The organism is Streptomyces sp. NPDC102283 (assembly GCF_044766265.1).
Classification (GTDB): Bacteria; Actinomycetota; Actinomycetes; order Streptomycetales; family Streptomycetaceae; genus Streptomyces.
Window position 1 is genome coordinate 37,901 of sequence record NZ_JBIWLQ010000006.1, and the last position, 24,543, is coordinate 62,443.

Here is a 24,543-nt window from a genome sequence, read left to right on the forward strand (position 1 = left end):
AAGATGACATGCGGCGCAAACCGCGCGTACTGTCCCGGGGCATGGCTTGGCGCAACGCCGTCAACGGCGTCCTTCAGCAGCTCACCGGATACCAGCTCAGGCGCGTCACGGTGCCCGCCGCCCGCACCGCCCCCGCACCGTCTCCGGCCGCCGCACCCGTCCCCGTAACGGCTCCGAAGCCCGAGGCGAAGAAGCCCGCGCTCGCCTTCCCGGCGGACTACGACGACGAGGCGAAGGAGATCATCCGCGCGGTCAAGCCGTACTCGATGACCTCACCGGAGCGGCTCAACGCCTTCATCCTCGCCACCCGCCACATCGCCCGGCACGACATCCCCGGTGACATCGTCGAGTGCGGTGTCTGGCGCGGCGGGTCGATGCAGGCCTGCGCCCGGACCCTGCTCTCCGTCGGCGAGACCGAGCGCGACCTGTACCTCTTCGACACGTACGAGGGCATGACCCCGCCCACCGCCGAGGATCTGCGGCGCGACGGCCGGCCGGCCCAGGAACTGCTGGACGCCCAGGGCAAGGACCGGCCGATCTGGGCGGTCGCCTCGCTGGAGGACGTCAAGGCGGGCTTCGGACACGTCCCGTACCCGAAGGAGCGCGTCCACTACGTCCAGGGGCGGGTCGAGGACACGATCCCCGCGCAGGCCCCCGAGCAGATCTCCATCCTGCGCCTGGACACCGACTGGTACGCCTCCACCAAGCACGAACTGGAGCATCTGTACTCCCGGTTGGCCCCCGGCGGGGTACTCCTCATCGACGACTACGGCTACTGGCAGGGATCGCGGCAGGCGGTCGACGAATTCCTCGACAAGACCGGTGAGCGGCTGCTGCTGCTGCGGATGGACGAGGGCCGGATCGCCGTGAAGCCCTGACGCGAGCCCTTCACGGCAGCGCCGAGCACCATCGAGCCCCGTGCCCTTGACGGTACGGGGCTCGAACGTGCTCCAGGCACGCCCCCGGGGTGCGTGACTCCGCCCTCCGCGTCACCCGAACGGACCCCCTCGGGTGACCCGTCCTTCCGGCGCGGGTTGTACCGCATGGCCCCCGACGGGCCCCACGCCCCGAAGCCCAAGTCCCCCGACGCTCATTGCCCCTGATGTCGTCCGCCCGGAAGGATCGTGCGCCGCGATGGCACCCCGTCTCACCGTCGTCGTCCCCCTCTACAACGTCGAGGAGTACCTCGGTGCCTGCCTGTCCTCGCTGGCCGAGCAGACCATGCCGGACCTGGAGGTCGTCCTCGTCGACGACGGCTCCACGGACAACGGCCCTTCCCTCGCAGGGGAGTTCGCGGACCGCGACCCGCGCTTCCGGCTGATCCGGCAGGAGAACGCCGGGCTCGGCGCGGCCCGCAACGCCGGGGTGCGCGAGGCCCACCCCGGCGCGGAGTACCTGACGTTCGTCGACAGCGACGACGTCGTGCCGTCCGGCGCGTACGCCCGGATGCTGGCCGAACTCGACGGCTCGGGCTCCGACTTCGCCACCGGCAACGTGCTCCGGCTGCGGATCGGCGGCGATCTCGAACAGTCCCCGATGTTCCGCAAACCGATGGAGAAGGCCCGGCGGGCCACCCACGTCACCCGGGACTGGATCCTGCTCGGCGACCGGATCGCCTGCAACAAGGTCTTCCGGCGCGCCTTCTGGGACGAGCACGCCTTCGCGTTCCCCACCGGGGTGCTGTACGAGGACATCGCCGTCGTCCTGCCGGCCCACTTCCTGGCCCGGTCCGTCGACGTCGTCGAGGAGCCCGTCTACCACTGGCGCGACCGCGACGGCTCGATCACCACCCGGCGGGCCGTGCCCCGGGGCATTCGCGACCGGGTCACCGCCGTCACCACCGTCAGCCGCTTCCTCGCCGCCCGGCCCGAACTGGCCGAGGCCAAGCGCCGCTACGACGCCCACGCGCTCTCCGGCGACCTGTGGCTGTTCATCGAGGCGCTCGGGGGCGGCGACGCGGAGTTCCACGAGGCGTTCCTGAAGCACGCGGGCGCGTTCGCCGCCACCGTCGAGCCCACCGTCCTCGCCGGACTGCCCCTGCATCTGCGGGTCAAGTGGCAGCTCATCCGCGAACGCCGGCTGTCCGAACTCCTCGCCCTCCTCGCCGACGAGAAGAAGGACCGGGACACCTTCCACGTCACCGGGCTGTTCCGCCCCCGCGCCCACCACCCCGCCGTCCGCGACCCCCTGCCGCCCGCCATCACCGCACTGACCTCCGCCGACCTGCCCGTCCACGCCCACCTCACCGAGGCCGTCTGGCGGGACGGGCTGCTGCACCTGACCGGCCACGCCTACGTACGGAACGCCCCGGGCGGCCCGGTCCGGCTCGGCTGGCTGCGCTCCGGGAAGCGGTTGATCCCCCTGCGGACCCGCCCGGTCCCGGGCGACGGGGCCACCGCCCTCTCCGGCCGCTCCCTGCACCGCTACGACCGCGCCGGGTTCACCGCAGTCGTCGACCCGCGCGGACTCGCCGGGAAAGCGAGCGGCGGGCGTACGACCTGGAAGCTGGAGGCCGTCGTCGTCGGCGCGGGCCGGCTCCGCCGGGGCCCCATGCGGCTCGTCGGCACCCCGGCCCCGCCCGCCGTGACGTACACCGACGAGCGGACCCGTATCGTCCCCGTCCTCTCCGGCAACAAGCTGGAGCTGCGCACCGAACGCGTCAAGGCCGTCCTGGCCGGGCAGTCGGCGGTGGAGGGCGCCGTGCGGCTGGAGGTGAAGATCCTCGGCGACGCCGGACCGGTCGCCCTCCGGCTCACCGAATGGCGCTCCAAGGAGACACGGGAGTTCGCCCTGCGCGGCTCGCTCGGCTCCCGGGCGGCGGACATCCCGCTCAGCGCCCTCCGGGGACAGGACGACATCTGGGGCGTTCAACTCGTAGGCGAAGGTACGCAGTTGACCGTGGCCGCCCGGACCGACAGCCAGGACGGACGCTACGCACTGCCCGGCGGCCGTGAATTGCACGCGGCCCCCAACCCCTCGGGCGACCTCGTGCTCACCGACCGGCCCGTCCAGCCCGTCGTCACCTCCGCCGCCTGGGGGGAGTCGGGCGCCCTGGTCCTCGAAGGGGCCTTCCCCGAGCCCACGGGCGACTTCCGGGAGCTCGTCCTGCGGCACGGCGGCCACCGTGAGGAAGTGGTCCTCGGCCTGGAGCGGGGCGCCGGCGACGGCTTCCGGGCCGTGATCGCGCCCGCCGCCGTCGAGGGACCCGGCGGGGCACTGCCCCTCGCCGAGGGGCGCTGGTACCTCTTCCTGCGCGAACCGGGGGAGCGGGACCCGGAGGCCTACCGACCGCTCCGCCTGAACACCCCCCTGCACGCCATTCTTCCGATGCAACAGCACCTGAGCGGCAGGGACTTCACCCTCCAGCGTCGCCACCACGACCGGCTCGTCCTGGAGTCGGCCCCCGCCCTCCCCGTCGGTGAGCGGGGCGCCCACGGGCAGCGGATCCAGTGCGAGCGGTACGCCGGACTGCGCGCCGCCACGGTCGACGAGCTGCGCCCCGCCGTCCTCTACTCCAGCTTCGACGGCCGCCAGTACTCCGACTCGCCCCGCGCCGTCCACCGCGAACTCGCTTCCCGGGGGCGGGACATCGAGCACCTGTGGGTGGTGCGCGACCAGCAGGCCGCCGTGCCCGAAGGCGTCCGTCCCGTCGCCCTGCACAGCGCCGACTGGTACGAGGCACTCGCCCGCAGCCGGTGGATCGTCACCAACACGCACCTGCCCGAGTGGTTCGAGCGGGCCGAGGGCCAGTGCGTCGTCCAGACCTGGCACGGCACCCCGCTCAAACGCATCGGCCGCGACCTCGCGGGCGCCCCGCACGCCGACGCCGCGTACATGGCGTCCATGGAACGCCGGTCCGCCCAGTGGAGCGTGCTCGTCTCCCCGAACAGCTTCTCCACCCCCGTCATGCGCCGAGCCTTCGGCTACTCGGGCGAGGTCCTGGAGTGCGGCTACCCGCGCAACGACCTGCTCCACGCCCCCGACCGGGATCGGACCGCCGCCGCCGTACGCGAACGGCTCGCGCTCCCCGAGCAGCGGCGCGTGATCCTGTACGCCCCCACCTGGCGCGAGGACCGCCCACGGCAGGGCGGGCGCCACGGCTTCGACCTCCAACTCGACCTGGAACGGGCGCGGGAGAGCCTCGGTGAGGACCATGTCCTGCTGGTCCGCCGCCACTACCTCGTCGGTGGCAGCGTCCCCGACACCGCCTTCGTCAAGGACGTCTCCCGCCACCCGGACGTCGCCGAACTGCTGCTGATCAGCGACGTCCTGGTCACCGACTACTCCTCGATCATGTTCGACTTCGCGCAGACCGGCCGCCCGATGCTCTTCCACACCCACGACCTGGCCCACTACCGCGACACCCTGCGCGGCTTCTGCTTCGACTTCGAACAGCGCGCCCCCGGACCCCTCATCCCCGACTCCGCCGGGATCGTGGCGGCCCTGCGCGACCCGGAGGCCACCACCGCCGGGCACCGGGAGGCGTACGAGCGGTTCCGGGAGGCGTTCTGCGACCTCGACGACGGGACCGCCGCCGCCGGGGTCGTCGACCGGATGCTCAAGGGGGAGCAGGCATGAGTGATTTCAGCTGTGTGATCACCGCCAGCGGGGACGGCGAGGGTCCCGGAGGCGCCGACGCCCTGCGCGCCTCGGTGGGGTCCGTCCTCGGCCAGTCGCTGCGCGGAGCCGAGGCCGTCGTGGTCCTCGCCTCCACCGCCGCCCCGGCCGTCCGCACCGCCGCCCGCGCCCTCGCCGACCGGGCCCCCGGGCGGGTCCGCCTCCTCCACGCCGACCCGGCCGTCCGCACCACCGGGGCCCTGCGCAACGCGGGCCTGGACGCGGCGGACGGCCGGTACGTCCTGGTCCTCGCCACCGGCGAACGCCTCCAGAAGCACGCCTGCCGCAATCTCTGGCAGGCGGGCGAGAGAAGCCGCGCCGACCTGATCGCCGGCCGCTGGAGCCGGGTCGCGGACGAGGGCGGCAAGGAGCGGGAGCCGTCCTGGCAGGGCGAGCTGTACGCCCGCTCCCGCACCCTCGCCCGCTTCACCGACGCCCCCGAACTCGTCGCCAGGGACGCCCTGGTGACCGGGTTCTGTCTGCGCCGAGAGGCCGCCAGACGGCACGGGCTGCGGTACGAGGAGGACCTGACGCACGGCGAGATCCTCTTCGGCCCGCTCGCCGCCGCCGCGGTCGGCCGGATCGCCCTGGTCCGGCGGCTGATCGTGACCGGCCGGGCCGTCCCCGACCGGGCCCGCGACCTCGCCGCCCTGGTCGAGGCCCACCGCCGGGTCGCCAACACCCTCCTCGCGCACGGACTGTCCGAGCTGCGCGAGGAACGGGAGACGGCGTTCGCCCGCGACCACCTGGTCCCGCTCGCCCGGTCCTTCCCCCGCCTGCCCGCCGCCCGCCGCGCCCGGGTCGCCGCGGCCGCCGCCCGCGCGCTGACCGGCTCCTTCCGGGACGGCCTGCCGGGCCTGCCGCCGCTGGAGCGGGTCGCCGTGAGCCTGCTGGCCCGGGGCGACGCCGAAGGGGTCCTCGCCGCGGCGTACGCGCTGAGCAGGCCCGCCACCGTGTGCGCGCCGCTGACGACGGGCGCGGACGGCCGGGTGGCCTGGGGCGGCGAAGAGCCGGAGGGGCCCGGCGTCGATGTCACCGAACTCGGCCACCAGTACCGCGCGTTCGGCGACGCGCGGCTGATGAACCGGCTCACCCGCGCCACCGCCGAGCGGGGCCGCCTGCTGCTGGAGGGCCGCCTCGTGCTGCCCGGCCACGGCGGCCCGGCCCCCGATGCCCCTCTCGCCGCGACCTTGGAGTTCCGGGCCCGGGGCGGGGCGCGCGCCGTCGCGTTCCCGGTCGAGGAGGTCCGGCGCGACGGCAACGGGATCACCTGGCGCGCGCGGGCCGACGTCGCGCGCCGCCTGCGCCCGTTCGGCGCCCGCGACACGGCGTGGGACGCGCGGCTCACGGTGACCGCGGGGGGCCCCGACGGGCCCCGGTCCGTCAGCGACCTGTTCGCCCCGCAGGACCAGGTGGACGAGGCCCTGCGGTTCGCCGCCCGGCCCCGGCTCGGGCGGCTCGCCGGGGACACCTGGGAGCCCTACATCACGCTCAAGGACCACTTCGCGCTCCGGCTGACCGCCCGCCGCCGCCCGGCCCGCACCGCCCACCGCCTGGTCCGCTACGCCACCCGCTTCCGGCCCGCCCGCAAGGCGAAACACCTCGCCCGGTCCCTGCGGGGGCGCCTGGAGCGCTACCGCTCCCGGGGCTTCAAGGTCCCCGTCTACAACACCTGGCTCACCCGGCTCCCCGTCCGCCGGGGCTCCGTCGTCCTCGAAAGCCACATGGGCACCAACTACGGGGACAGCCCGCGCGCCCTGTACGAGGAGATCCGCCGCCAGGGCCTGAAACTCCACGCCACCTGGTCCTACGACCCCTCCCCGGCCGGCTTCCCGGCCGACGCCCGCCTCGTACGCCGCTGGTCCTGGCGCTATCTGTGGGCGCTGGCCCGCGCCGAATTCTGGGTCGACAACCAGGGTTTCCCGCAGCAGCTGCACAAGCCCCGGCACACCACGTACCTCCAGACCTGGCACGGCTCCGCGTACAAACGGATGGGTTTCGACGAGACCCGCGTACGCCTCCTGAGCGCCCCCCGGCGCGAACGGCTCCAGCGGGCCGTGGACCGCTTCGACCACTTCCTCGTCCGCTCCGGGCACGACGTGAACACCCTCGCCCGCGCCTACCGGCTGCCCGAGGAACGGCTCCTGCGCACCGGCTACCCGCGCAACGACGCCCTGATCGCGGAGCGCGACCGGGCCGAGACCGAGGGGCGGCTGCCGCGCCCCCCGCTCGCCGGGGTGCTCGGGCTCGACGACCACAAGAAGACCGTGCTGTACGCCCCCACGTTCCGGGGCGGCCCCGGAAAACAGCGCAGAACCCGACTTCTGCTGGACGTACGGGAGTTCGCGAAGCGGTTCGGCGACACCCACACCCTGCTCGTCCGGGCCCACTACCTGGAGTCCGCCCGGCTGCCGATCTGCCCGCCCGGCACCGTGGTCGACGTCTCGCGCCACCACGACGTCAGTGAACTCCTCGCCCTCACCGATGTGTTGATCACGGACTACTCCTCCATCATGTTCGACTTCGCCCTCCTCGACCGGCCCGTCGTGCTGTACGCCCCCGACCTGGAGGCGTACGCGGCCGAGCGCGGCAGCTACTTCGACCTGCGGGAGAAGGCCCCCGGGCCGGTGACCGAGACGCAGGAGGAGCTGTTCGCGACCCTCACGGAACTGAAGAGGTCCGAAACCCGGTACGCCGACCGACGCCGGGCTTTCACACGGCAGTTCGGGGGCTACGACCGGGGCGACGCCGCCCGCAGGACCGTCGCCGCCGTCTTCGCCCCCGGATCCTCCCGGGGCGCCCGTCACACCATCGACCTCGACCACGACCGGGGGGCCGGCCGATGAGCCGCGACATCTTCATCGTCTCCAACAGCACCGACGAACTCGGCGGCGTCACCGGCTGGATGCACCAGACCGCCCGCCTCCTCGCCGGCCAGGGGCACCGGGTCCACGCCATCGGCATCCACGCCGCCGACCTCAAGATGGCGCTGCCCGCACAGCCCGCCCACCCCGTCACCGCCCTCTACCCCGCCCACCCCCCGACCCCCTGGACGCCCCACGGCGTCCGTGACCGCTTCCGCATTCCCACCCGGCGCAGGGAGGCGGCCCGGGTCGCCGCCAAGAAGCGGGCGGTCGCCCGGCTCTCGGAGACCTTCGCGACCGCCCGCCCCGGCGCGGTCGTCATCGTCACCCAGGTCTGGGCGATGGAATGGGTCGGGGAGGCCGACACCACCGGGCTGCGGGTCATCGGGATGAGCCACGAGTCCTACGGCTACTCCCGCGCGAGCCACCGCTACCGCTGGATCAAGAACCACTACAAGGACCTCGACCACTGGCTCGTCCTCACCGAGGAGGACGCCGACCAGTGGGCCGGGGACGGCATGAACAACGTCGGCTTCCTGCCGAACGCCCTCTCCCGCCTCCCCGCCGTGCCCTCCCCGCGCACCGCGAGGACCGTCGCCAGCATCGGCCGGCTCAGCGACCAGAAGGGCATCGACCTGCTGCTGGACACCTGGGCCCTGGTCGCCCCGGCCCGCCCCGACTGGCGGCTGCGCGTCTACGGGGCCGGCGAGGACGAGGCAGCGCTGAAGGAGCAGTGCACGAGCCTGGGCCTCGACGGCTGTGTGGAGTGGATGGGCCGCACCGACGACGTGGAGCGGGCCCTCGCCGAGGCCTCCGTCTTCGTCCAGTCCTCCCGGGGCGAGGGCTTCCCGCTGGCCCTGCTGGAGGCGATGGCGAGCGGTGTGCCCTGCGCCGCCTTCGACTGCGCGCCCGGGGTGCGGGAGATCGTCCGCGACGGCGAGGACGGCCTCCTGGCGCCCGCCGGAGACGTCGCCGCCCTCGCCGACCGGCTGCTGCGGCTCACCGGCAACCCCCGGTTGCGCGACGCGATGGGCGCACGGGCCCGGTCCGGCGTCCAGCGGTTCTCCGAGCCGGAGACCCTGCGCCGCTGGGAGGAGCTGTTCGCGTTCCTGGAACGCTGAGCACCTGCGGAGTACGCGTTGAGCGCGCCCTTAAGCATGTGCGGAGTACGCGTTGAGCCGACGGGCCGGGGTCAGCCCTTGACGCCCGCCCCGGCCCCGTCCTGCGCCGGAAGGGCCGCGGGCGTCCGGCGCGCGGCGGACGGCACCGGCAGCGGCAGCCCGCCCGTCTCCCCGAGGAAGACCCGCCGCACCACCCGCTCGGCGGCGTACCCGTCGTCGTACGGACAGAACCGGGCCCGGAACGCGGCCCGCAGCTGCGCCGAGCGGGAGCCCCGCCAGTGGTCCGTGGCGAAGATGTCGAACAGCTCGTCCTGGCCCCGGGCCACGATGCCGGGCGGGAACGCCGTGATGTCGAAGTACGTGCCCCGGGCCGCCTCGTACGCCTCGATGTCGGCGAGGTGCAGCACCACCGGGCGGTCCAGGTTGACGTAGTCGAACATCAGCGAGGCGTAGTCCGTGATCAGCGCGTCCGACGCGAGCGCCACCGTCTCCACGGACCGGTGCCCGCTGACGTCGATGATCCGGGGGTGCGGCGCCCGGAGGCCGCCGGGGCCCGCGGGGTGCGGCGCCCGGGCCAGGACCACGAACTGCGGGCCCAGGACCCGGACCAGCCGCTCCAGGTCCAGGGCGGGCCGTTGGACCCGCCGGTAGTCGCGGTGCGTCGGGGCGTACAGCAGCGCCGTGCTGCCCGCCGGGATCCCCAGCGTCTCGCGCAGTCGCGCCACGTCGGCCGGACCGGTGCGGTGGTACACGTCGTTGCGCGGCGAACCGTACTCCAGCGTCGTGTACGCGGACGGATAGGCCCTCTCCCGCACGAGGGTGGAGTGCGGGTTCGCCGAGAGGGAGAAGTCCCAGGTGTCCACCGAGCGCAGCAGCTGCTCGAAGTCGGTGCCCCGGGCGGCGGCGGGCCGGTCCAGCAGATCGGTGCCCACGGTCCGCAGCGGCGTGCCCTCGTGCGTCTGGAGCAGGACCTGGCCCCGGCGCTTGACCAGCCCGCGGTCGAAGGCGGAGTCGTTCACCAGGTACGCGGAGCGGGCCAGCGCCGTCCAGTGGGCGAAGGTGCCGGGCGCGAGGTGCCGGGCGCCGGTCGGCACGGTGTGGGCGTCGACGGGCCGGCAGATCCAGGCGGTCCGCACCCGCGGGACCAGCTCGCGGACCTTCGCCTCGATCGCCGCCGGGCTGCCCGTGTACCCGCCCCCGCCCCGGGCGGCGAACAGCGCGTCCCGGGAGCGCAGCGGCAGCCGCAACTGGATCCGGTAGTGCGCCCGCAGCGCGGTGCCCCGCACCGCCCGGCGCACGGCCGCCGACCCCCGGCGCAGCCGGCCGCCGAGGCGCTGGGCCCCCGACAGCGCTTGGTAGGTGCGCCGCGCGCCGAGACGCAACAGGCCGTGCCGCAGCAGCGCACGGCGGGGGACCGGGGCGCCGGGGCTGCGGTAGCGGCGGCAGGACGCGGCCGCCCGGCGGAAGAAGGCCGCACGGCTGTGGTGCGGCAGCCGGTCCCGGGAGGCGAACAGCGCCGAGAAGTGGTCCAGCATCCGGCGGAACATCACCGGCCGCCACAGCGCGAGTTCGGGGCGCGCGTCGATGAACGCGAACACCCGGTCGTACTGGTCGAAGACGTCGAAGTGCCTCTCGCTGGTGGTGGAGAGGATGTTGCCGCGCCGCCGCTGCCGGTAGGAGACGCAGACGGCGTCCAGCACCGCGATCGACCCGGCCGACATCAGCACCGGGTAGGTCCAGGGGGTGTCCTCGTAGTAGCCGGGCGGGAAGGTGAACTCCTCGGCCTCGATGAACGCGCGGCGGTACGCCTTGTTCCAGACGACCATGAGGAGTTGCAGCAGCTCGGGGCGGTCGGTGAGCCGGAAGCGGTCGGGCCCGCCCTCGTCGAGGTGGGCGGCCAGGACGTTGCGCACGCTGCGGCCCGTCCAGTACGTGCGGGCGTAGTCGTACATCAGGACGTCGGGCTCGCCGGTCGCGTCGATCCGGTCGGCGATGGTCTGGAGCGCGTCCGGCAGCAGGGTGTCGTCACCGTCGAGGAAGATCAGGTAGTCGCCGGACGCCCGGCCCATTCCGGCGTTGCGGGCCGGACCCAGGCCGGTGTTGCGGGGCAGGTGCAGTGCGGTGACACGAGGGTCCCGGCGGGCGTACTCGTCGGCGATCGGCCCACAGGCGTCGGGGGAGCAGTCGTCGACCACGACGATCTCGTAGTCCTTGAAGGACTGGGCCAGCACGGAATCCAGACACGCGTGCAGATACGCCTGGACCCGGAATGCGGGCACGATGACGGAGAACCGGGGCACTACACATCCATGGGTCGATCGTTCGCGGGAACCAGGCAGACCGCAAACGTCGGATGGAATGACAGGGTTACGCCGGACGCGGCAATCGGGGGACGCGGACGGCGAAGCGGCCCGATTCCGGGGAACCGAGCCGCTTCGGGTTGACGTACAGCCGTACGCCTTCGGGGACGTACGGCCGTGTGGCCAGGGCTACTTGACGGCGCCCGCCATCACGCCGGACACGAACTGCCGCTGGAAGGCGAAGAACACCGCCAGCGGGATCACCATCGACACGAACGCGCCGGGCGCCAGCACGTCGATGTTGTTGCCGAACTGGCGTACCTGCTGCTGGAGCGCCACGGTGATCGGCGGCGACTCGGAGTCCGCGAAGATCAGCGCGACCAGCATGTCGTTCCACACCCACAGGAACTGGAAGATCCCGAGCGAGGCGATCGCCGGACCGCCCAGCGGCATCACGACCCGGGTGAACAGCCGGATCTCGCCCGCCCCGTCGAGCCGGGCGGCCTCCAGCAGCTCGCGGGGGATCTCCGCGAAGAAGTTCCGCAGCAGGAAGATCGCGAACGGCAGGCCGAACGCCGTGTGGAACAGCACGACCCCGAGCGTCGTCTCGAAGATCCCGATGGTGCCGAACAGCTCGGAGACCGGGATCAGCGCCACCTGCACCGGCACCACCAGCAACCCGACGACCAGCAGGAACCACCAGTCGCGGCCGGGGAACTCCATCCACGCGAAGGCGTATCCGGCCAGTGAGCCGATCACCACCACCAGCACCGTGGAGGGCACGGTGATCATGATCGTGCTGACGAGTGAGCCGGTGATCGTCGAGTTGTCCAGCAGCCGCTGGTAGTTGTCGAAGGTCATCTCCGACGGGGCGGTGAAGACCTTCCACCAGCCGGTCGCCGCGATGTCCTGCGGCCCGCGCAGCGAGGACAGCAGCAGACCGATCGTGGGCATCAGCCAGAACAGGGCGACCAGGATCAGGAAGACCCGCATCACCCCGCCGCCGGCGCGGGCGGCGATCCGGGCGCCGAGGGACTGCTTGGCCTTGATCGATGCGTCGGGTGCGCTCATCGGCGTCCCTCCTTCCGGATCCGGCGGATGTTGCTGTGTTCTCCCGGGGGGCGACCCCCGGACCCCCGGGAGGGAGGCGGCGCGGGGTGGGCGTGGCCCGTCATCGGCGTCCCTCCTTCCGGATCCGGCGGATGTTGCTGTGTTCTCCCGGGGGGCGACCCCCGGACCCCCGGGAGGGAGGCGGCGCGGGGCGGGCGTGGCCCGTCATCGGCGTCCCTCCTTCCGGATCCGGCGGATGTTGAACAGCATCACCGGGATCACCAGCAGCAGCAGGAGCACCGCGATCGCGCTCCCGATCCCCAGGTCCGCGTCCGTGCCGAACGAGGATCTGTACAGCTGGAGCGCCAGCACGTTCGCGTCGTCCTGCGAGGAGCCCGGCGCGATGATGAACACCAGGTCGAAGACCTTCAGCACGTTGATCATCAGCGTCACCAGGACCACCGCGAGCACCGGCGCCAGCATCGGCACCGTGATCCGGCGGAACACCTGCCACTCGTTGGCGCCGTCCACCCGGGCGGCCTCCAGGAGCTCACGCGGCAGACCGGCCAGGCCCGCCGCGATCAGCACCATCGCGAACCCGGCCCACATCCAGACGTAGCTGCCGATGATCCCGGGCGTCACGAGGGACGGTCCGAGCCAGTCGACGCCGTTGTACGGCTCGCGGAAGTTGTCTGCGGGCAGGCGCAGTTGGGCCCCGTCCGCCGAGGCGGGCAGGGTGAACACGCCGTCCGCTCCGGCCGTGGCCGTGGCGACGACCTTCCCGTCCTTCACCGCCTCGACCTTCAGGCCCTTCAGGCCCAACTCCTTCGGGTCGACGACATTCGGCTTCCCGCCGCCGCCCCGCGTGAAGTCCAGCCAGGCCGTGCCGGTGATCTCGTCCCCGGAACCCGCCGGGGCCGCCTTCGCCGGCCGCGCGTCGCCCGGCATGTTCGCCGGGGCCACGCCGACCAGCGGCACCCGCAGCGGCTGGTCCGCCCGGACCGGCTCCTTGGACAGATACGCCCCGCCGTCGCCCTTCTCCAGCGGGTGCACGGGCAGCGGGCGCGCCTTCGGGAAGACGGAGGACTGGTTGAACGTGTCGTGCACGCCCACCGCCACCGCGTTGGCCACACCCCGCTCGGGAGCCTGGTCGTACACCAGCCGGAAGATGATGCCGGCCGCCAGCATCGAGATCGCCATCGGCATGAAGACGATCAGCTTGAACGCGGTGCCCCAGCGGATCCGCTCGGTCAGCACCGCGAAGATCAGCCCGAGCGCGGTGGCGACCGTCGGGGCGAAGACCACCCAGATCGCGTTGTTCTTCACCGCGGTGACGATGGTGGCGTCGGTGAACAGCGCCTTGTAGTTGTCGAACCCGGCGAAGCCCGTACCTGCCTGGTCGAAGAACGACCGGTAGACCGAGTAACCGATCGGATAGAGCACCAGCGCACCGAGCAGCACCAGCGCGGGCAGCAGGAACGCGGCCGCGATGACCCTGCGGGTGCCGGTCACGCTCCGGCGGGACCTCTTCGGATCCGGGGGCGGGGACGGACGGGGATGCGTGTCGTCGGCGGGGGGCGCCGAACCGGCGCCCCCCGCGGTCGCTGTCGTCACGGCGTCAGCTCTTGTACGCCTTGACCGCTTCGGACTCCAGCTGTTTCTGGGTCCCCGCGATGTCCTTCGGGTTCTTCAGGAAGTCCTGGAGGATCTTCCACTCGCCCTTCCCCGGCGTCCCGCCGAACGACTGCGGGGCCTGGTCGGACATGTCGAACCGGACGTCGTCACCGGCGTCGATCAGCGCCTGGGCCATCGTGCGCTGCACGTCGTTCGGGTATGCCTTCAGGTCCAGGCCCTTGTTCGGGGAGATGAACCCGCCCGCCTCGGCCCAGATCTTCGCCGCGTCCGAGGACGCCAGCCAGGTCAGCAGCGCCTGCGCGCCCTTGGTGTCCTTCAGCGCCACCGCCGCGTCGCCGCCGGTCACCACGGGGGAGTCCGCGCCGACCGCCGGGAACGGGAAGACCTTGGCGTCCGTCCCGATCTTCGCCTCGGTCTGCGCGATGTTGATGGAGACGAAGTCGCCCTCGAAGACCATCGCGCCCTTGGGCTGGTCGCCCCCGGTGAACGTCTGGGTCACCGAGGCCGGGAACTCCGTCTGGAGCGCCCCGTCCGCGCCGCCCGCGATCAGCTCCGGCTTCCCCCACAGCCCGGCCAGCGTGGTCAGCGCGTCCTTGACCGACGGGTCGGTCCACGGGATCTCGTGCTTCGCCAGCTGGTCGTACTTCTCCGGCCCCGCCTGGGAGAGGTAGACGTTCTCGAACCAGTCGGTCAGGGTCCAGCCGTCCGCGCCGCCCACCGAGACCGGCGTGACGCCGGAGGCGGAGATGGTCTCCGCGGTCGTCAGGAAGTCCTTCCAGGTCTTCGGCTCGCTCGCCCCCGCGTTGTCGAAAGCGGCGGCGTTGTACCAGATCAGGGACTTGTTGGCGGCCTTGAAGTACACGCCGTACTGGGTGCCGTCCACCGCGCCGAGGTCCTGCCAGACCTTCGCGTAGTTCTTGTCGAGCTGAGCCTTCGCCTCGGCGCCGACCGGCTTGGCCCACTTCTTCGCCGCCGCCTGTTGGATGGCGCCGACCTGCGGGATCATCGCCACGTCCGGCGGCTGCTGGCCCGCGATCTTGGTGCCCAGGAAGTTGATGATCGGGTCCTGCGCCGGGACGAAGGTGACGCTCGCACCCGTGCGCTTCTCGAACTCTTCCAGCACCTTGGTGAAGTTCGCCTGCTCGGGTCCGGTCCAGACCGCGGCGACGGAGATCTTCTCCCCGTCCAGCTTCGGCAGGTTCACCGTGGACGCGCTGTCCGTGCCCTTGTCGGAGCCGTCGTCCGTCTTCTTCTTGCCGTCTCCGTCGCCTCCGCAGCCGGTGAGCGCCAGAGCGCCGACCGCCGCGAACACGACTGCGGCCCTGCGTATCGAGAAGGTTGTGCCCATTCCTGCCCCGTCTCTTCTGTACGCGTCCGGCCACGTCCGCATGCCCGGACCACGTCGTCCGTGCGCACAGTCCTACGCCCGGCGCACTGCCCCCGCAATACCGCCGGAGGCCCCAACGGGCTGATCGTGATCGCCTCGTGACGTCATGTCAGGGCATGTCGGAAGCCTTCCCGGGGCAGGGTAGGAGCGGGTCGAGACGGTGGCCGGGCCAAGGGCGGCAACGGGTCGCCCCGGTGGTCGCGTCAGGCCGCGGAACGCGTCGGTGCCGGGTCCGCGTCAGGCCGTGGAACGCCCGGAGCCGGTGGTCGCGTCAGGCCGGGAAGGGCATCGGAGCCGGTGGTCGCGTCAGGCAGGGAACGGCATCAGCGCCGGCAGCCGCTCGGCGTTCACCGAACGGGCCGCGCGCTCCAGCGCACTGGCGAGCAGCGCCAGGTCGGTCGGCCCGTTGCCCAGCTCCCGGACCGGGCGCCGGGTCGGCGGATCGCCCATCCGCTCCCACTCCAGCGGGACGACGGTGGGCCGCAGCGTCGCCGTACGCGGGATGCGGCCGGTCACCCGGCCCCCCTGGAACGGTGTCACCCGGCCGTCCGGATGCCCCAGCCTGCCCCGGCCGGGGGCCGGCTCGTCCGGGGACGGCGGCAGCACCGGGGCGTCCAGCACGATGCGCAGCCGGGCGCCACGGGCCAGCTCGGTGTCCTCGGTGCGGTCAGGGCGTGCGGAGGTGGCGACCAGGTGCACCCCGAGTCGCCCGCCGTCCCGGGCGACGGCCTCCAGCGCCCGCACCACCGAGCCGGCGGCGGGCCGGCCGGGACTGCCGAGCGCCGGGGCGACCAGCGCGTCGAAGTCGTCGGCGAGGACGACGAGGCGGGGCAGCGGGGAGGGGCCGGGGTCCCCGGACCGGGCGGCGGGGCGCAGCCGCAGGGTGCCGCTGGCCGGGGAGTCCAGATCGCCGCGCCGCTCGGCGCCGCTCGGCGGTCGCTGTCCCACGATGCGGGGCGGGGCCTCCTGCGGGGCGTGCCGTTCGTGCCAGGCGGCGAAGTCCAGGTCGCCGAGCAGCTCGGCGCGCCGCTTCAGCTCGCCGCCCAGGGCCTGCGCGAACTCCCGCATCCGGACCGGGTCGCATGCCACGAGGTGCGTGAAGACATGCGGCAGCTCCGTACAGGGGAGCAGGCCTTCGCCGCGCTCCCCGTGCTCGCCGCCGGAGCCGTCGACGAGCAGGATGCCGAGCCGGTCGGGCCGGGCCGCGGAGGCGAGCGAGGCGGCGACGGCCCGGAGCAGCTCGGTGCGGCCGCTGCCCGGCGGCCCCTCGATCAGCAGGTGCGGCCCCTCGTCGGCGAGATCGACGCTCAGGGGGCCCCGGGGGCCCGCCCCGAGGACGAGGACCGGGCGGCCGGTGCGGGTGGCGCCGGGAGGGGGCGCGGCCCCGCAGGCGACGGACGCCACCGCGGCGGCGTCGGCCCGCTCCCCGGACCCGGCCGCCTGCCCCGTCCCGGAACGCTGGGAGCCCGGATACGGCGTGCGCCCGGAGTCGTGCGTGTCCAGAGGTGGATAGGGCGGCCGGTCGGGGTCGGAGCGGTGCTTCCGGTACGGCGTGCGCCCGGAGTCGCGGGCGTCCAGGGGTGGGTACGGAGTGCGGTCCGGGTCGGGGGCGCCCGCGGCCGGGTAGGGAGTGCGCCCGGAGTCGCGGTCGGAGGAGGAGGCGGCGGTGCGCTGCGGGCCGACGCGCGGGCCCGCGCTGAGGGTGCGCCCGGAATTGGGGCTGTCCGGCTCCGAGCGGGCCGGGGCGGCGGGCCGGGGGGCCGAGGCGCCGGGCTGGGCCTCCGCCGTGGACGCCCAGCGGGCCATCAGCGAGGCCGGCGTGGCGCGGGCCAGGCCCAGCTCGTCCAGCAGCCGGGCGGACGGCGGCAGCGCCGCGGTCGTCGGGCGGCCCGCCAGCGCGACCGAGCCCTCCTCACGCAGGGGCGCCAGGGCCCGCCCGAACCGCTCGGCCCAGGCCGCCGACACCGCGTCCACCGCGGCCACCGTCCCGTGCCCCGCGGCCTGCCCGCCCGCCGTGCGCAACAGGCGCAGCGCCGTGGCGACGTCCCCGCTCAGCATCGCGACGGCCCCGCACTCCCGGAAGGCGATGGAGGCCCGGCAGGCCGCCTCGTACGTCGCGGCCACCGGTGAGGTGGGGGAGGCGGACGGGGTCTCGGCCAGGCAGATCAGATGGATCCCGGCCGCCGCGCCCGCCCCGGCCAGCCGCGCCGTGGTCTCGCGCAGCATCGCCGTACCGGGGTCGCCGTCCAGGACGACCACCGTGTGCGGACCCGTGTGGGCGCGGGCCGCCTCGGCCACCGAGGCCCGGTCCAGGTGCGGCCAGCCGGGACCGAGGGGGCCCTCGTCCAGGCGGCGCACCAGCTCGGCCGTACGGGCGGCAGCCTGCTCACGGTCGTACGCGAGGAGCAGCCGGCAGTCCTGCCCGTGGGCCGGGCGCAGATGCGGCAGCCACCCCAGCCAGGACCACTCGCGCCGCCTCTCCTCCAGCGGGCGGGAGCGGTCCGTGCTGATGAGGACGATCTCCAGATCGAACGGGGAGTGCAGCGCGGCGAGCTGCGCCACCGTCGCGCGGGCAAGACCCGCCAGCCGGGCGCGCGGACCGGCGAGCCCCAGCGAACCGGCCTCCCGCAGCCCCACGGTCACCGGCACGGCGGGCACCTCGGCCCGGTCGGTCGTACCGAGCCGCACCACCAGCGCCTCCGGGTGCCCCGGGTGACGCTCCCAGAGCCGGGGGCCGGGGCCGAGCGCGGTCAGCAGCACGGCGGCCGGATCCGGCCAGGTGCCCTCGGGTGCGGAGGGCAGCGCCGAGAAGGGGGAGCCGGGGGAGGCCGGGGAGGCGAGGTGCCCGGCACCCGACGGGCCGCCGTACGGATCGTGGGAACCGCCCGGGAAGTCGTCGGACCCCGCCACGGAGCCGTACGCGCCGGATGCGGACGTCGCTGATCCGTACGCGGCTGATCCATAGGTCGTCGGGCCGCCCGGACCGTCCGGGGCGCGGGGGGCGTCGTACGCCTCGCCACGCCGCCCGGCGCCGGTCTCCGTGCCCGCCGACTGCTCGGCCCTCGCGCCGCCCTTGAGTCGCCTCGCCCATGCTCCTATGCCCCGCCGGGGCGCCGGGGTGTCGGCGACCTCCTCGCCGCGGGCGTGGGTGCCGCGTCCCGGATACGCGGCGGGCCCGGCCTCGGCGTGCTCCGGCCAGGAGGCCTCGTCGGAGGAGGAACCCGGGGCTCCGGAGCCGCCGCCGTAGGGCCCGGAGGGCGCCGTGGAAGCGGCGGAAGAGGGGAACGGGGAGGCCGGTGCGCCGTAACCGTGGGCGTGGCCCTGGCCGCCGTGGTCGGGGGTGTGCGTGGGAAGAGGCGCGCCGGAGCCGTGGCCCGGGGCGGGAGAGCCCCCCTCGGCGCGGGCCACCCGCAGGTGCCCCTCGCCGTCCGGGGCGGTCGGCAGCTTCGTCGGACGGGAGCCCGCCGTGAGACGGAGGGCCGACTCGCCGAGCCGCAGCAGCGCGCCGGGGGCGAGGCGGACCGGCCGCTCGCGCACCTCGACGCCGTCCAGCGAGGTGCCGTTCGTCGAACCGAGGTCGGCGACCGAGACCCGGCCGTCGTCGGAGACCGTCACCGCGCAGTGCAGCCGGGAGACGTCCGGGTCGTCGAGCGGAACGTCCGCGTCGGCGGAGCGGCCGATCCGGATCTGCCCGCCGTGCAGCAGGTGGACGCCGCCCGCGTCAGGGCCCGCCACCACGTGGAGCTGGGCCGGAACGGGGTCGTCCGTCGCCTCGTCGTCGCCGGGGAGCTGGAGCGAGAGGACCGCGCCGTCCACCAGGGGCGGTTCGCCCAGCGCGACGCGGTGCCCGTCCAGCCGCTCCCGTCCGGCGAAGAGCACGATGGCCCCGCCGCCCTGGGAGCTCTCGGGCCCCGACACGGCGGCGGCCAGCTGGGAGGCGACGGCGGCCAGCGCCGTCCCGGCGGGCGCGGTGACGAGCACGTCGCAGGTGCGCGCCGAGGTCTGGCCGCTGCGCGGCGCGAGGACGGTCAGCCGGATCTGCATCGCCGTCAGCGGTCCCTTCTGCGCGGGGGTGCCCGGCAGGGGAAACGCCCTGTGGTTCCCCCCACCCGGCACGGACACGTCGTCCGTACAGGTCGTCACGCACCGCGAGACTCCGACCTCGCAGATCCGTGCTGGACGCATCCTCGCACCTGCCGCTGACAACACGCCCGGCGGTCACCTTTAAATGATCTTGAATGGTCGGCTGTGGGCGCAAAAGTGCCTGCTTGCGTCCGGATCCCGCCGCTCGGAGGGGTTTCCCGGCAGCTGCTCGCCGGATGCCGGACGGAAATCCGCACCCGTGACCGAACGTCCGACCGGCCTGTGATCAGCCGTGCGGCAACCTTCCACCCGGTCCGCGCGTCTTCCCCCGAAACGTGAGCCCCCGGTGCCCCGTTCGGCGGCACTACAGTGGGCCGGAACATTCGGGCGGGCCCAGGGAGCGAACAAGACCCCTGGGGGACCGCAAGCACCACGATCAGCAGGGAGCGCATGACGTGCGGCCGGTAGGCAGCAAGTACCTGCTCGAGGAGCCGCTCGGACGCGGCGCCACGGGCACCGTCTGGCGAGCCCGCCAGCGGGAGACCGCGGGCGCCGAGGCAGCCGTCGCGGGTCAGCCCGGCGAGACCGTGGCCATCAAGGTCCTCAAGGAGGAGCTGGCCAACGACGCCGATGTCGTGATGCGGTTCCTGCGGGAGCGCTCCGTCCTGCTGCGGCTCACGCACCCCAACATCGTGCGCACCCGGGACCTCGTCGTCGAGGGCGATCTCCTCGCCCTGGTGATGGACCTGATCGACGGCCCCGACCTGCACCGCTACCTCCGCGAGAACGGCCCGCTCACCCCGGTCGCCGCTTCCCTGCTCACCGCGCAGATCGCGGACGCGCTCGCCGCCAGCCACGCCGACGGCGTCGTCCACCGCGACCTCAAGCCGGCCAACGTGCTCGTCGACGAGCGCGACGGCCAGATGCACCCGATGCTCACCGACTTCGGCATCGCGCGCCTGGCCGACTCCCCGGGCCTGACCCGGACCCACGAGTTCGTCGGCACGCCCGCCTACGTGGCGCCGGAGTCCGCCGAGGGCCGCCCGCAGACCTCCGCCGTCGACATCTACGGCGCGGGCATCCTGCTGTACGAGCTGGTCACCGGCCGCCCGCCGTTCGCCGGGGGCACCGCCCTCGAAGTCCTGCACCGGCACCTCAGCGAGGAGCCCCGCCGCCCCTCCAACGTCCCGGCCCCGCTGTGGACGGTCATAGAGCGCTGCCTGAGCAAGGACCCCGACCGGCGGCCCAGCGCCGAGAACCTGGCCCGCGGTCTGCGTACGGTCGCCTCGGGCATCGGCGTCCACGCCAACTCCGCCCAGATCGCCGCCGCCGACGGGGTGGGCGCCCTGCTCGCCCCCGACCCGGCGCCCACCGCGGTCCCGGAAACCCCGGGCGCCGCCGACCCCACGCAGGTGCTGCCGAGCAACGCGGGCTCCTTCGACCCCGCCGCCGCCACCAGCGTGCTCCCGCAGTCCGGACCCGGGAGCCAGGGCGGCCCCGGCGGCCACGCCGACCCGACGTCCGTCATGCCACCCGTGCCGCAGCGCCCCGACGGGCCGCCGCAGCCGGACGGCCCGCACCCCTGGCAGTCGCAGCTCCAGGCGGCCCGCGACCGCAACGAACAGACCCAGGTCCAGTACCTCGACCCGAGCCAGGACCCGCTGCGCCGCCGCCCGCAGCGCCAGCAGCCGCCGCAGCAGCCGCACCAGCAGCAGCCGCCCCAGCGCCGTCAGCCGCCACCGCAGCACCAGCAGTACCCGCCGCAACACCAGCAGCAACAGCAACATCAGCAGCATCAGCCACAGCGGTACCAGCAGCCGCAGCAGCCCCAACGGCAGCAGTACGCGCCCCCGCAGCCGCAACAGCCCCAGCAGCCGGCCGCGCGCCCGCCGCGGGAGCCGCGTCCGCCGAGGCAGCGCGGCGCCAACCCGATGCGCATCCCCGGACTCGGCTGCCTCAAGGGCTGCCTGTTCACCGTGGTGCTCCTGATCGTCGCCGGCTGGCTCATCTGGGAGCTGACCCCGCTCCAGGAATGGGTCGCCCAGGGCAAGGGCTACTGGGAGGCGATCGGCGACGCGATCGGCACGGTCACCGGCTGGATCTCCGAGCTCGGCGACAGCACGGGCAGCTCGGGCGGGGCCTGACCCGAAACGCCCTGCGCCGCCCGACTCACCACGGTCGGGCGGCACCCGACTCACGACGGCCGGACGCCGTCCGTCGCGCACGGGTCGGGCGCGCGCTGCCCGTATCGGTCGGGCGACGTCCGACCCGTAACTCTGTCCCTTTGTCGACTTCTCCGGGCCTATTTGGCCCGGAGAAGTGAAGGTCGGCGCCATCCAGGGCACGTGACACCCCGAACGCCGCGTAGCTTTGTCGATCGGGGGTCCACCGCCAGCCGCTGAGGGAGCAGTCTTGGCACGGAATATCGGCAGCCGGTACACGGCCCACCAGATCCTGGGGCGCGGCAGCGCCGGCACGGTATGGCTCGGCGAAGGGCCCGAGGGCCCGGTCGCCATCAAGCTGCTCCGTGAGGACCTCGCGTCCGACCAGGAGCTCGTGGGCCGCTTCGTGCAGGAGCGCACCGCCCTGCTCGGACTCGACCACCCGCACGTGGTCGCCGTCCGGGACCTCGTCGTGGACGGCAACGACCTGGCCCTGGTCATGACACTCGTACGCGGCACCGACCTGCGCACCCGGCTGGACCGCGAACGCCGTCTCGCCCCCGAGGCCGCCGTCGCGATCATCGCGGACGTCGCCGACGGGCTCGCCGCCGCGCACAAGGCCCAGATCGTCCACCGGGACGTCAAGCCGGAGAACATCCTGCTCGACATGGAGGGCCCGCTCGGCCCCGGTGGCGCGCACCCGGCCCTGCTCACCGACTTCGGCGTCGCCAAGCTGATCGACACCCCGCGCCGCACCAAGGCCACGAAGATCATCGGTACGCCGGACTACCTGGCCCCCGAGATCGTCGAAGGCCTCCCGCCGCGCGCCGCCGTCGACATCTACGCCCTGGCGACCGTGCTCTACGAGCTGCTCGCCGGATTCACGCCCTTCGGCGGGGGCCACCCCGGCGCGGTCCTGCGCCGCCACGTCACCGAGACCGTCGTCCCGCTCCCCGGCATCCCCGAGGAGCTCTGGCAACTCCTGGTCCAGTGCCTGGCCAAGGCACCCGCCTCCCGGCTGCGCGCCTCGGAGCTGGCCGTACGGCTGCGCGACCTACTGCCCCTGCTGGCGGGGATACCGCCGCTGGAAGTGGACGAGCCGGGCCCGGAGGAGAACGACCAGCAGCCCGCCGCCTACGACGAGCAGCAGTACACCCCGGCCGCCGAGGAGCCCCGCCGTCGTGGCGCGGTCCCGCTGGTGCCCGGCTCCGCTCCCGACTCCAACCGGGACACCCACACGAGCATGCGCGTCCCCGCCCCGGACGAGCTGGCGGGCGGCCCCCTCGGGACGGCCCGTGCGCCCCGCGCCCCGGGCAGGCCCCGGCCCGGCTCGGCCCGCAACAAGGCGGCGGCCGTCCGCAAGCGCCGCATCACCCTCGGTGTCGCCGCCCTCGCCCTCTGCGCGGCCGTCGCGATCGGCGGCTGGCTGGCCGCCGACGACGGAGACGGGGGCCCGGCGCCCCAGGACAGCGAGAACTCGGCCCCGGCGACCCCGTAGCCCCGCCCTCGCGACCCCATAGCCCCGCCCCGGGGAACCCGTGGGCCGGCCCCGGAGACCCCGTGACAGGGACGCCGGAAGCCCTCGTCGCGGAACCGTCGGGAACCCTCGCCCGGAGCCGTACCGGCAACCGGTTTCCGGGCGGGGGCCAGCTTCATCCGCCCAGCCGTTACGCTGGACCCGTGGCAGTCGTCGATATTTCCGAAGAGCTGAAGTCCCTCTCCTCGACCATGGGGTCGATCGAGGCCGTCCTGGACCTGGATGCGCTGAGGGCGGACATCGCCGCGCTCGAGGAGCAGGCAGCGGCGCCGTCCCTGTGGGACGACCCGGAGGCGGCCCAGAAGATCACCAGCAAGCTTTCCCACCTCCAGGCCGAGGTCCGCAAGGCCGAGACCCTGCGCGGCCGCATCGACGACCTCGAAGTCCTCTTCGAGCTCGCCGCGGACGAGGGCGACGCCGACGCCCAGGCGGAGGCCGAGACCGAGCTGGAGTCGGTGAAGAAGGCGCTGGACGAGATGGAGGTCCGCACCCTCCTCTCCGGCGAGTACGACGCGCGCGAGGCCCTGGTGACCATCCGGGCCGAGGCCGGCGGCGTCGACGCCGCCGACTTCGCGGAGAAGCTCCAGCGCATGTACATCCGCTGGGCCGAGCGGCACAACTACAAGACCGAGGTCTACGAGACCGCGTACGCGGAAGAGGCCGGCATCAAGTCGACCACCTTCGCCGTCCAGGTCCCGTACGCCTACGGCACGCTCTCCGTCGAGCAGGGCACCCACCGCCTGGTCCGCATCTCACCCTTCGACAACCAGGGCCGCCGCCAGACGTCCTTCGCGGGCGTCGAGGTGCTCCCGGTCGTCGAGCAGACCGACCACATCGAGATCGACGAGTCCGAGCTGCGCGTGGACGTGTACCGCTCCTCGGGCCCCGGCGGACAGGGCGTCAACACCACGGACTCCGCGGTCCGGCTGACCCACCTGTCCACCGGCATCGTCGTCTCCTGTCAGAACGAGCGCTCGCAGATCCAGAACAAGGCGTCCGCGATGAACGTCCTCCAGGCGAAGCTCCTCGAGCGCCGCCGCCAGGAGGAGCAGGCGAAGATGAACGCGCTCAAGGGCGACGGCGGCAACTCCTGGGGCAACCAGATGCGTTCGTACGTCCTGCACCCGTACCAGATGGTCAAGGACCTGCGTACGGAGTTCGAGATGGGCAACCCCGAGGCGGTCTTCAACGGCGAGATCGACGGCTTCGTCGAAGCCGGCATCCGCTGGCGCAAGCAGAGCGAGAAGTAGCCTCTGCGGTACGGATGTCGGGCCCGGACAGGCGACTGTCCGGGCTTTCATCCGTTGCGGAGAACCTGTGCCCGATGCGTTACGGTCCGGCTTCCGAATAGCCGTCAAGAACCCCCATAAGGGTGCCTAGTGCACGGAACGGCCTTGACGTAATCCTTAACTCTGGCCAGGGTGCTAGAGCAGCATGCGTATGTCCGGGACGGGTGTGAACCGGGGGGCTGGCGGGGTGACCACGACACGACGTGGCCTTGCCGAGAGCGATTCCCCGCAGGGCCGCGACCCACATATGGCTGCTCCACTGACGAGATCGGCTACTGGGGGTAGCAACACATGACGAAGAAGACGCGTATTCGCGTCGCGCGGATCGCCGCTGGCGCGGTCATCGCCGCGGGTGCCTCGCTGACCGCGGCCGGCGCGGCGCAGGCGATCGGTATCGGCGTCGACACCGGCGGTGCCGAGGTCGAGGTCCAGACGGGTCCGTTGGACGACGACCCGATCGGCGGCGTCGACGTCGGCGGCGCCGCAGGTGAGACCACC

The 24,543-nt window shown here is 73.6% G+C and carries 12 protein-coding genes and 1 pseudogene; 8 read left to right on the top strand and 5 right to left on the bottom strand.

Annotated features, from left to right (window positions below; translation table 11 throughout):
• The first annotated feature begins 8 nt into the window (after positions 1-8).
• From ACIRJT_RS13755 to ACIRJT_RS13770, 4 genes are all read left to right on the top strand, one after another.
• A complete protein-coding gene (locus tag ACIRJT_RS13755) occupies positions 9-878 on the top strand; it encodes a TylF/MycF/NovP-related O-methyltransferase (RefSeq protein ID WP_403908310.1) in 870 nt (289 codons plus the stop codon).
• Positions 879-1,134: 256 nt separating this feature from the next.
• Positions 1,135-4,578: a CDP-glycerol glycerophosphotransferase family protein gene (locus ACIRJT_RS13760; protein WP_403908312.1), complete on the top strand. Its 3,444-nt coding sequence runs from the start codon at positions 1,135-1,137 to the stop codon at positions 4,576-4,578.
• Positions 4,575-7,463 (top strand): CDP-glycerol glycerophosphotransferase family protein, encoded by a 2,889-nt coding sequence (locus ACIRJT_RS13765; protein ID WP_403908314.1) that lies wholly within the window; start codon positions 4,575-4,577, stop codon positions 7,461-7,463. Before ACIRJT_RS13760 ends, ACIRJT_RS13765 begins: the two co-directional genes overlap by 4 nt.
• A complete protein-coding gene (locus tag ACIRJT_RS13770) occupies positions 7,460-8,602 on the top strand; it encodes a glycosyltransferase (RefSeq protein ID WP_403908316.1) in 1,143 nt (380 codons plus the stop codon). The genes ACIRJT_RS13765 and ACIRJT_RS13770 overlap by 4 nt, the downstream gene beginning before the upstream one ends.
• Before the next feature lie 71 nt (positions 8,603-8,673).
• Here the strand turns inward: ACIRJT_RS13770 and ACIRJT_RS13775 are convergent, their stop codons facing one another.
• The 5 genes from ACIRJT_RS13775 to ACIRJT_RS13795 form a co-directional block, all read right to left on the bottom strand.
• On the bottom strand, positions 8,674-10,902 hold the full coding sequence (locus ACIRJT_RS13775; RefSeq protein ID WP_403908318.1) for a CDP-glycerol glycerophosphotransferase family protein: 2,229 nt from the start codon (positions 10,900-10,902) through the stop codon (positions 8,674-8,676).
• 189 nt (positions 10,903-11,091) lie between these two features.
• Positions 11,092-11,973: a carbohydrate ABC transporter permease gene (locus ACIRJT_RS13780; protein WP_215101447.1), complete on the bottom strand. Its 882-nt coding sequence runs from the start codon at positions 11,971-11,973 to the stop codon at positions 11,092-11,094.
• Between the two features lie 204 nt (positions 11,974-12,177).
• Positions 12,178-13,464 (bottom strand): carbohydrate ABC transporter permease, encoded by a 1,287-nt coding sequence (locus ACIRJT_RS13785; RefSeq protein ID WP_403908320.1) that lies wholly within the window; start codon positions 13,462-13,464, stop codon positions 12,178-12,180.
• Positions 13,465-13,570: 106 nt separating this feature from the next.
• The gene (locus ACIRJT_RS13790) at positions 13,571-14,935 is read right to left on the bottom strand and encodes an ABC transporter substrate-binding protein (RefSeq protein WP_403908322.1); all 1,365 of its coding nucleotides are present in this window, start codon (positions 14,933-14,935) and stop codon (positions 13,571-13,573) included.
• A gap of 345 nt (positions 14,936-15,280) precedes the next feature.
• Entirely contained in the window at positions 15,281-19,018 is a 3,738-nt protein-coding gene (locus ACIRJT_RS13795; protein WP_403908324.1) for an FHA domain-containing protein, read from the bottom strand.
• A gap of 494 nt (positions 19,019-19,512) precedes the next feature.
• Between ACIRJT_RS13795 and ACIRJT_RS13800 the strand changes: the two genes are divergently transcribed.
• The 4 genes and pseudogenes from ACIRJT_RS13800 to ACIRJT_RS13815 form a co-directional block, all read left to right on the top strand.
• Positions 19,513-21,201, top strand: coding sequence for a serine/threonine-protein kinase (locus ACIRJT_RS13800; RefSeq protein ID WP_403908326.1), 1,689 nt, complete (start codon positions 19,513-19,515; stop codon positions 21,199-21,201).
• Between the two features lie 268 nt (positions 21,202-21,469).
• Complete coding sequence (locus tag ACIRJT_RS13805) at positions 21,470-22,717, top strand: serine/threonine-protein kinase (protein WP_403908328.1); 1,248 nt, start codon at positions 21,470-21,472, stop codon at positions 22,715-22,717.
• A 182-nt stretch (positions 22,718-22,899) separates the two neighbouring features.
• Positions 22,900-24,006 carry a peptide chain release factor 2 gene (prfB, locus tag ACIRJT_RS13810; RefSeq protein WP_403908330.1) on the top strand — a complete coding sequence of 369 codons (1,107 nt, stop codon included), beginning with the start codon at positions 22,900-22,902 and terminating at the stop codon, positions 24,004-24,006.
• 330 nt (positions 24,007-24,336) lie between these two features.
• Positions 24,337-24,543, top strand: a pseudogene (locus tag ACIRJT_RS13815) (hypothetical protein); the annotation flags it as partial.

Coding starts and splice junctions, on each gene's coding strand:
- ACIRJT_RS13755 (WP_403908310.1), top strand. CDS start 9: ATGCGGCGCAAACCGCGCGTACTGTCCCGGGGCATGGCTTGGCGCAAC.
- ACIRJT_RS13760 (WP_403908312.1), top strand. CDS start 1,135: ATGGCACCCCGTCTCACCGTCGTCGTCCCCCTCTACAACGTCGAGGAG.
- ACIRJT_RS13765 (WP_403908314.1), top strand. CDS start 4,575: ATGAGTGATTTCAGCTGTGTGATCACCGCCAGCGGGGACGGCGAGGGT.
- ACIRJT_RS13770 (WP_403908316.1), top strand. CDS start 7,460: ATGAGCCGCGACATCTTCATCGTCTCCAACAGCACCGACGAACTCGGC.
- ACIRJT_RS13780 (WP_215101447.1), bottom strand. CDS start 11,973: ATGAGCGCACCCGACGCATCGATCAAGGCCAAGCAGTCCCTCGGCGCC.
- ACIRJT_RS13790 (WP_403908322.1), bottom strand. CDS start 14,935: ATGGGCACAACCTTCTCGATACGCAGGGCCGCAGTCGTGTTCGCGGCG.
- ACIRJT_RS13795 (WP_403908324.1), bottom strand. CDS start 19,018: ATGCAGATCCGGCTGACCGTCCTCGCGCCGCGCAGCGGCCAGACCTCG.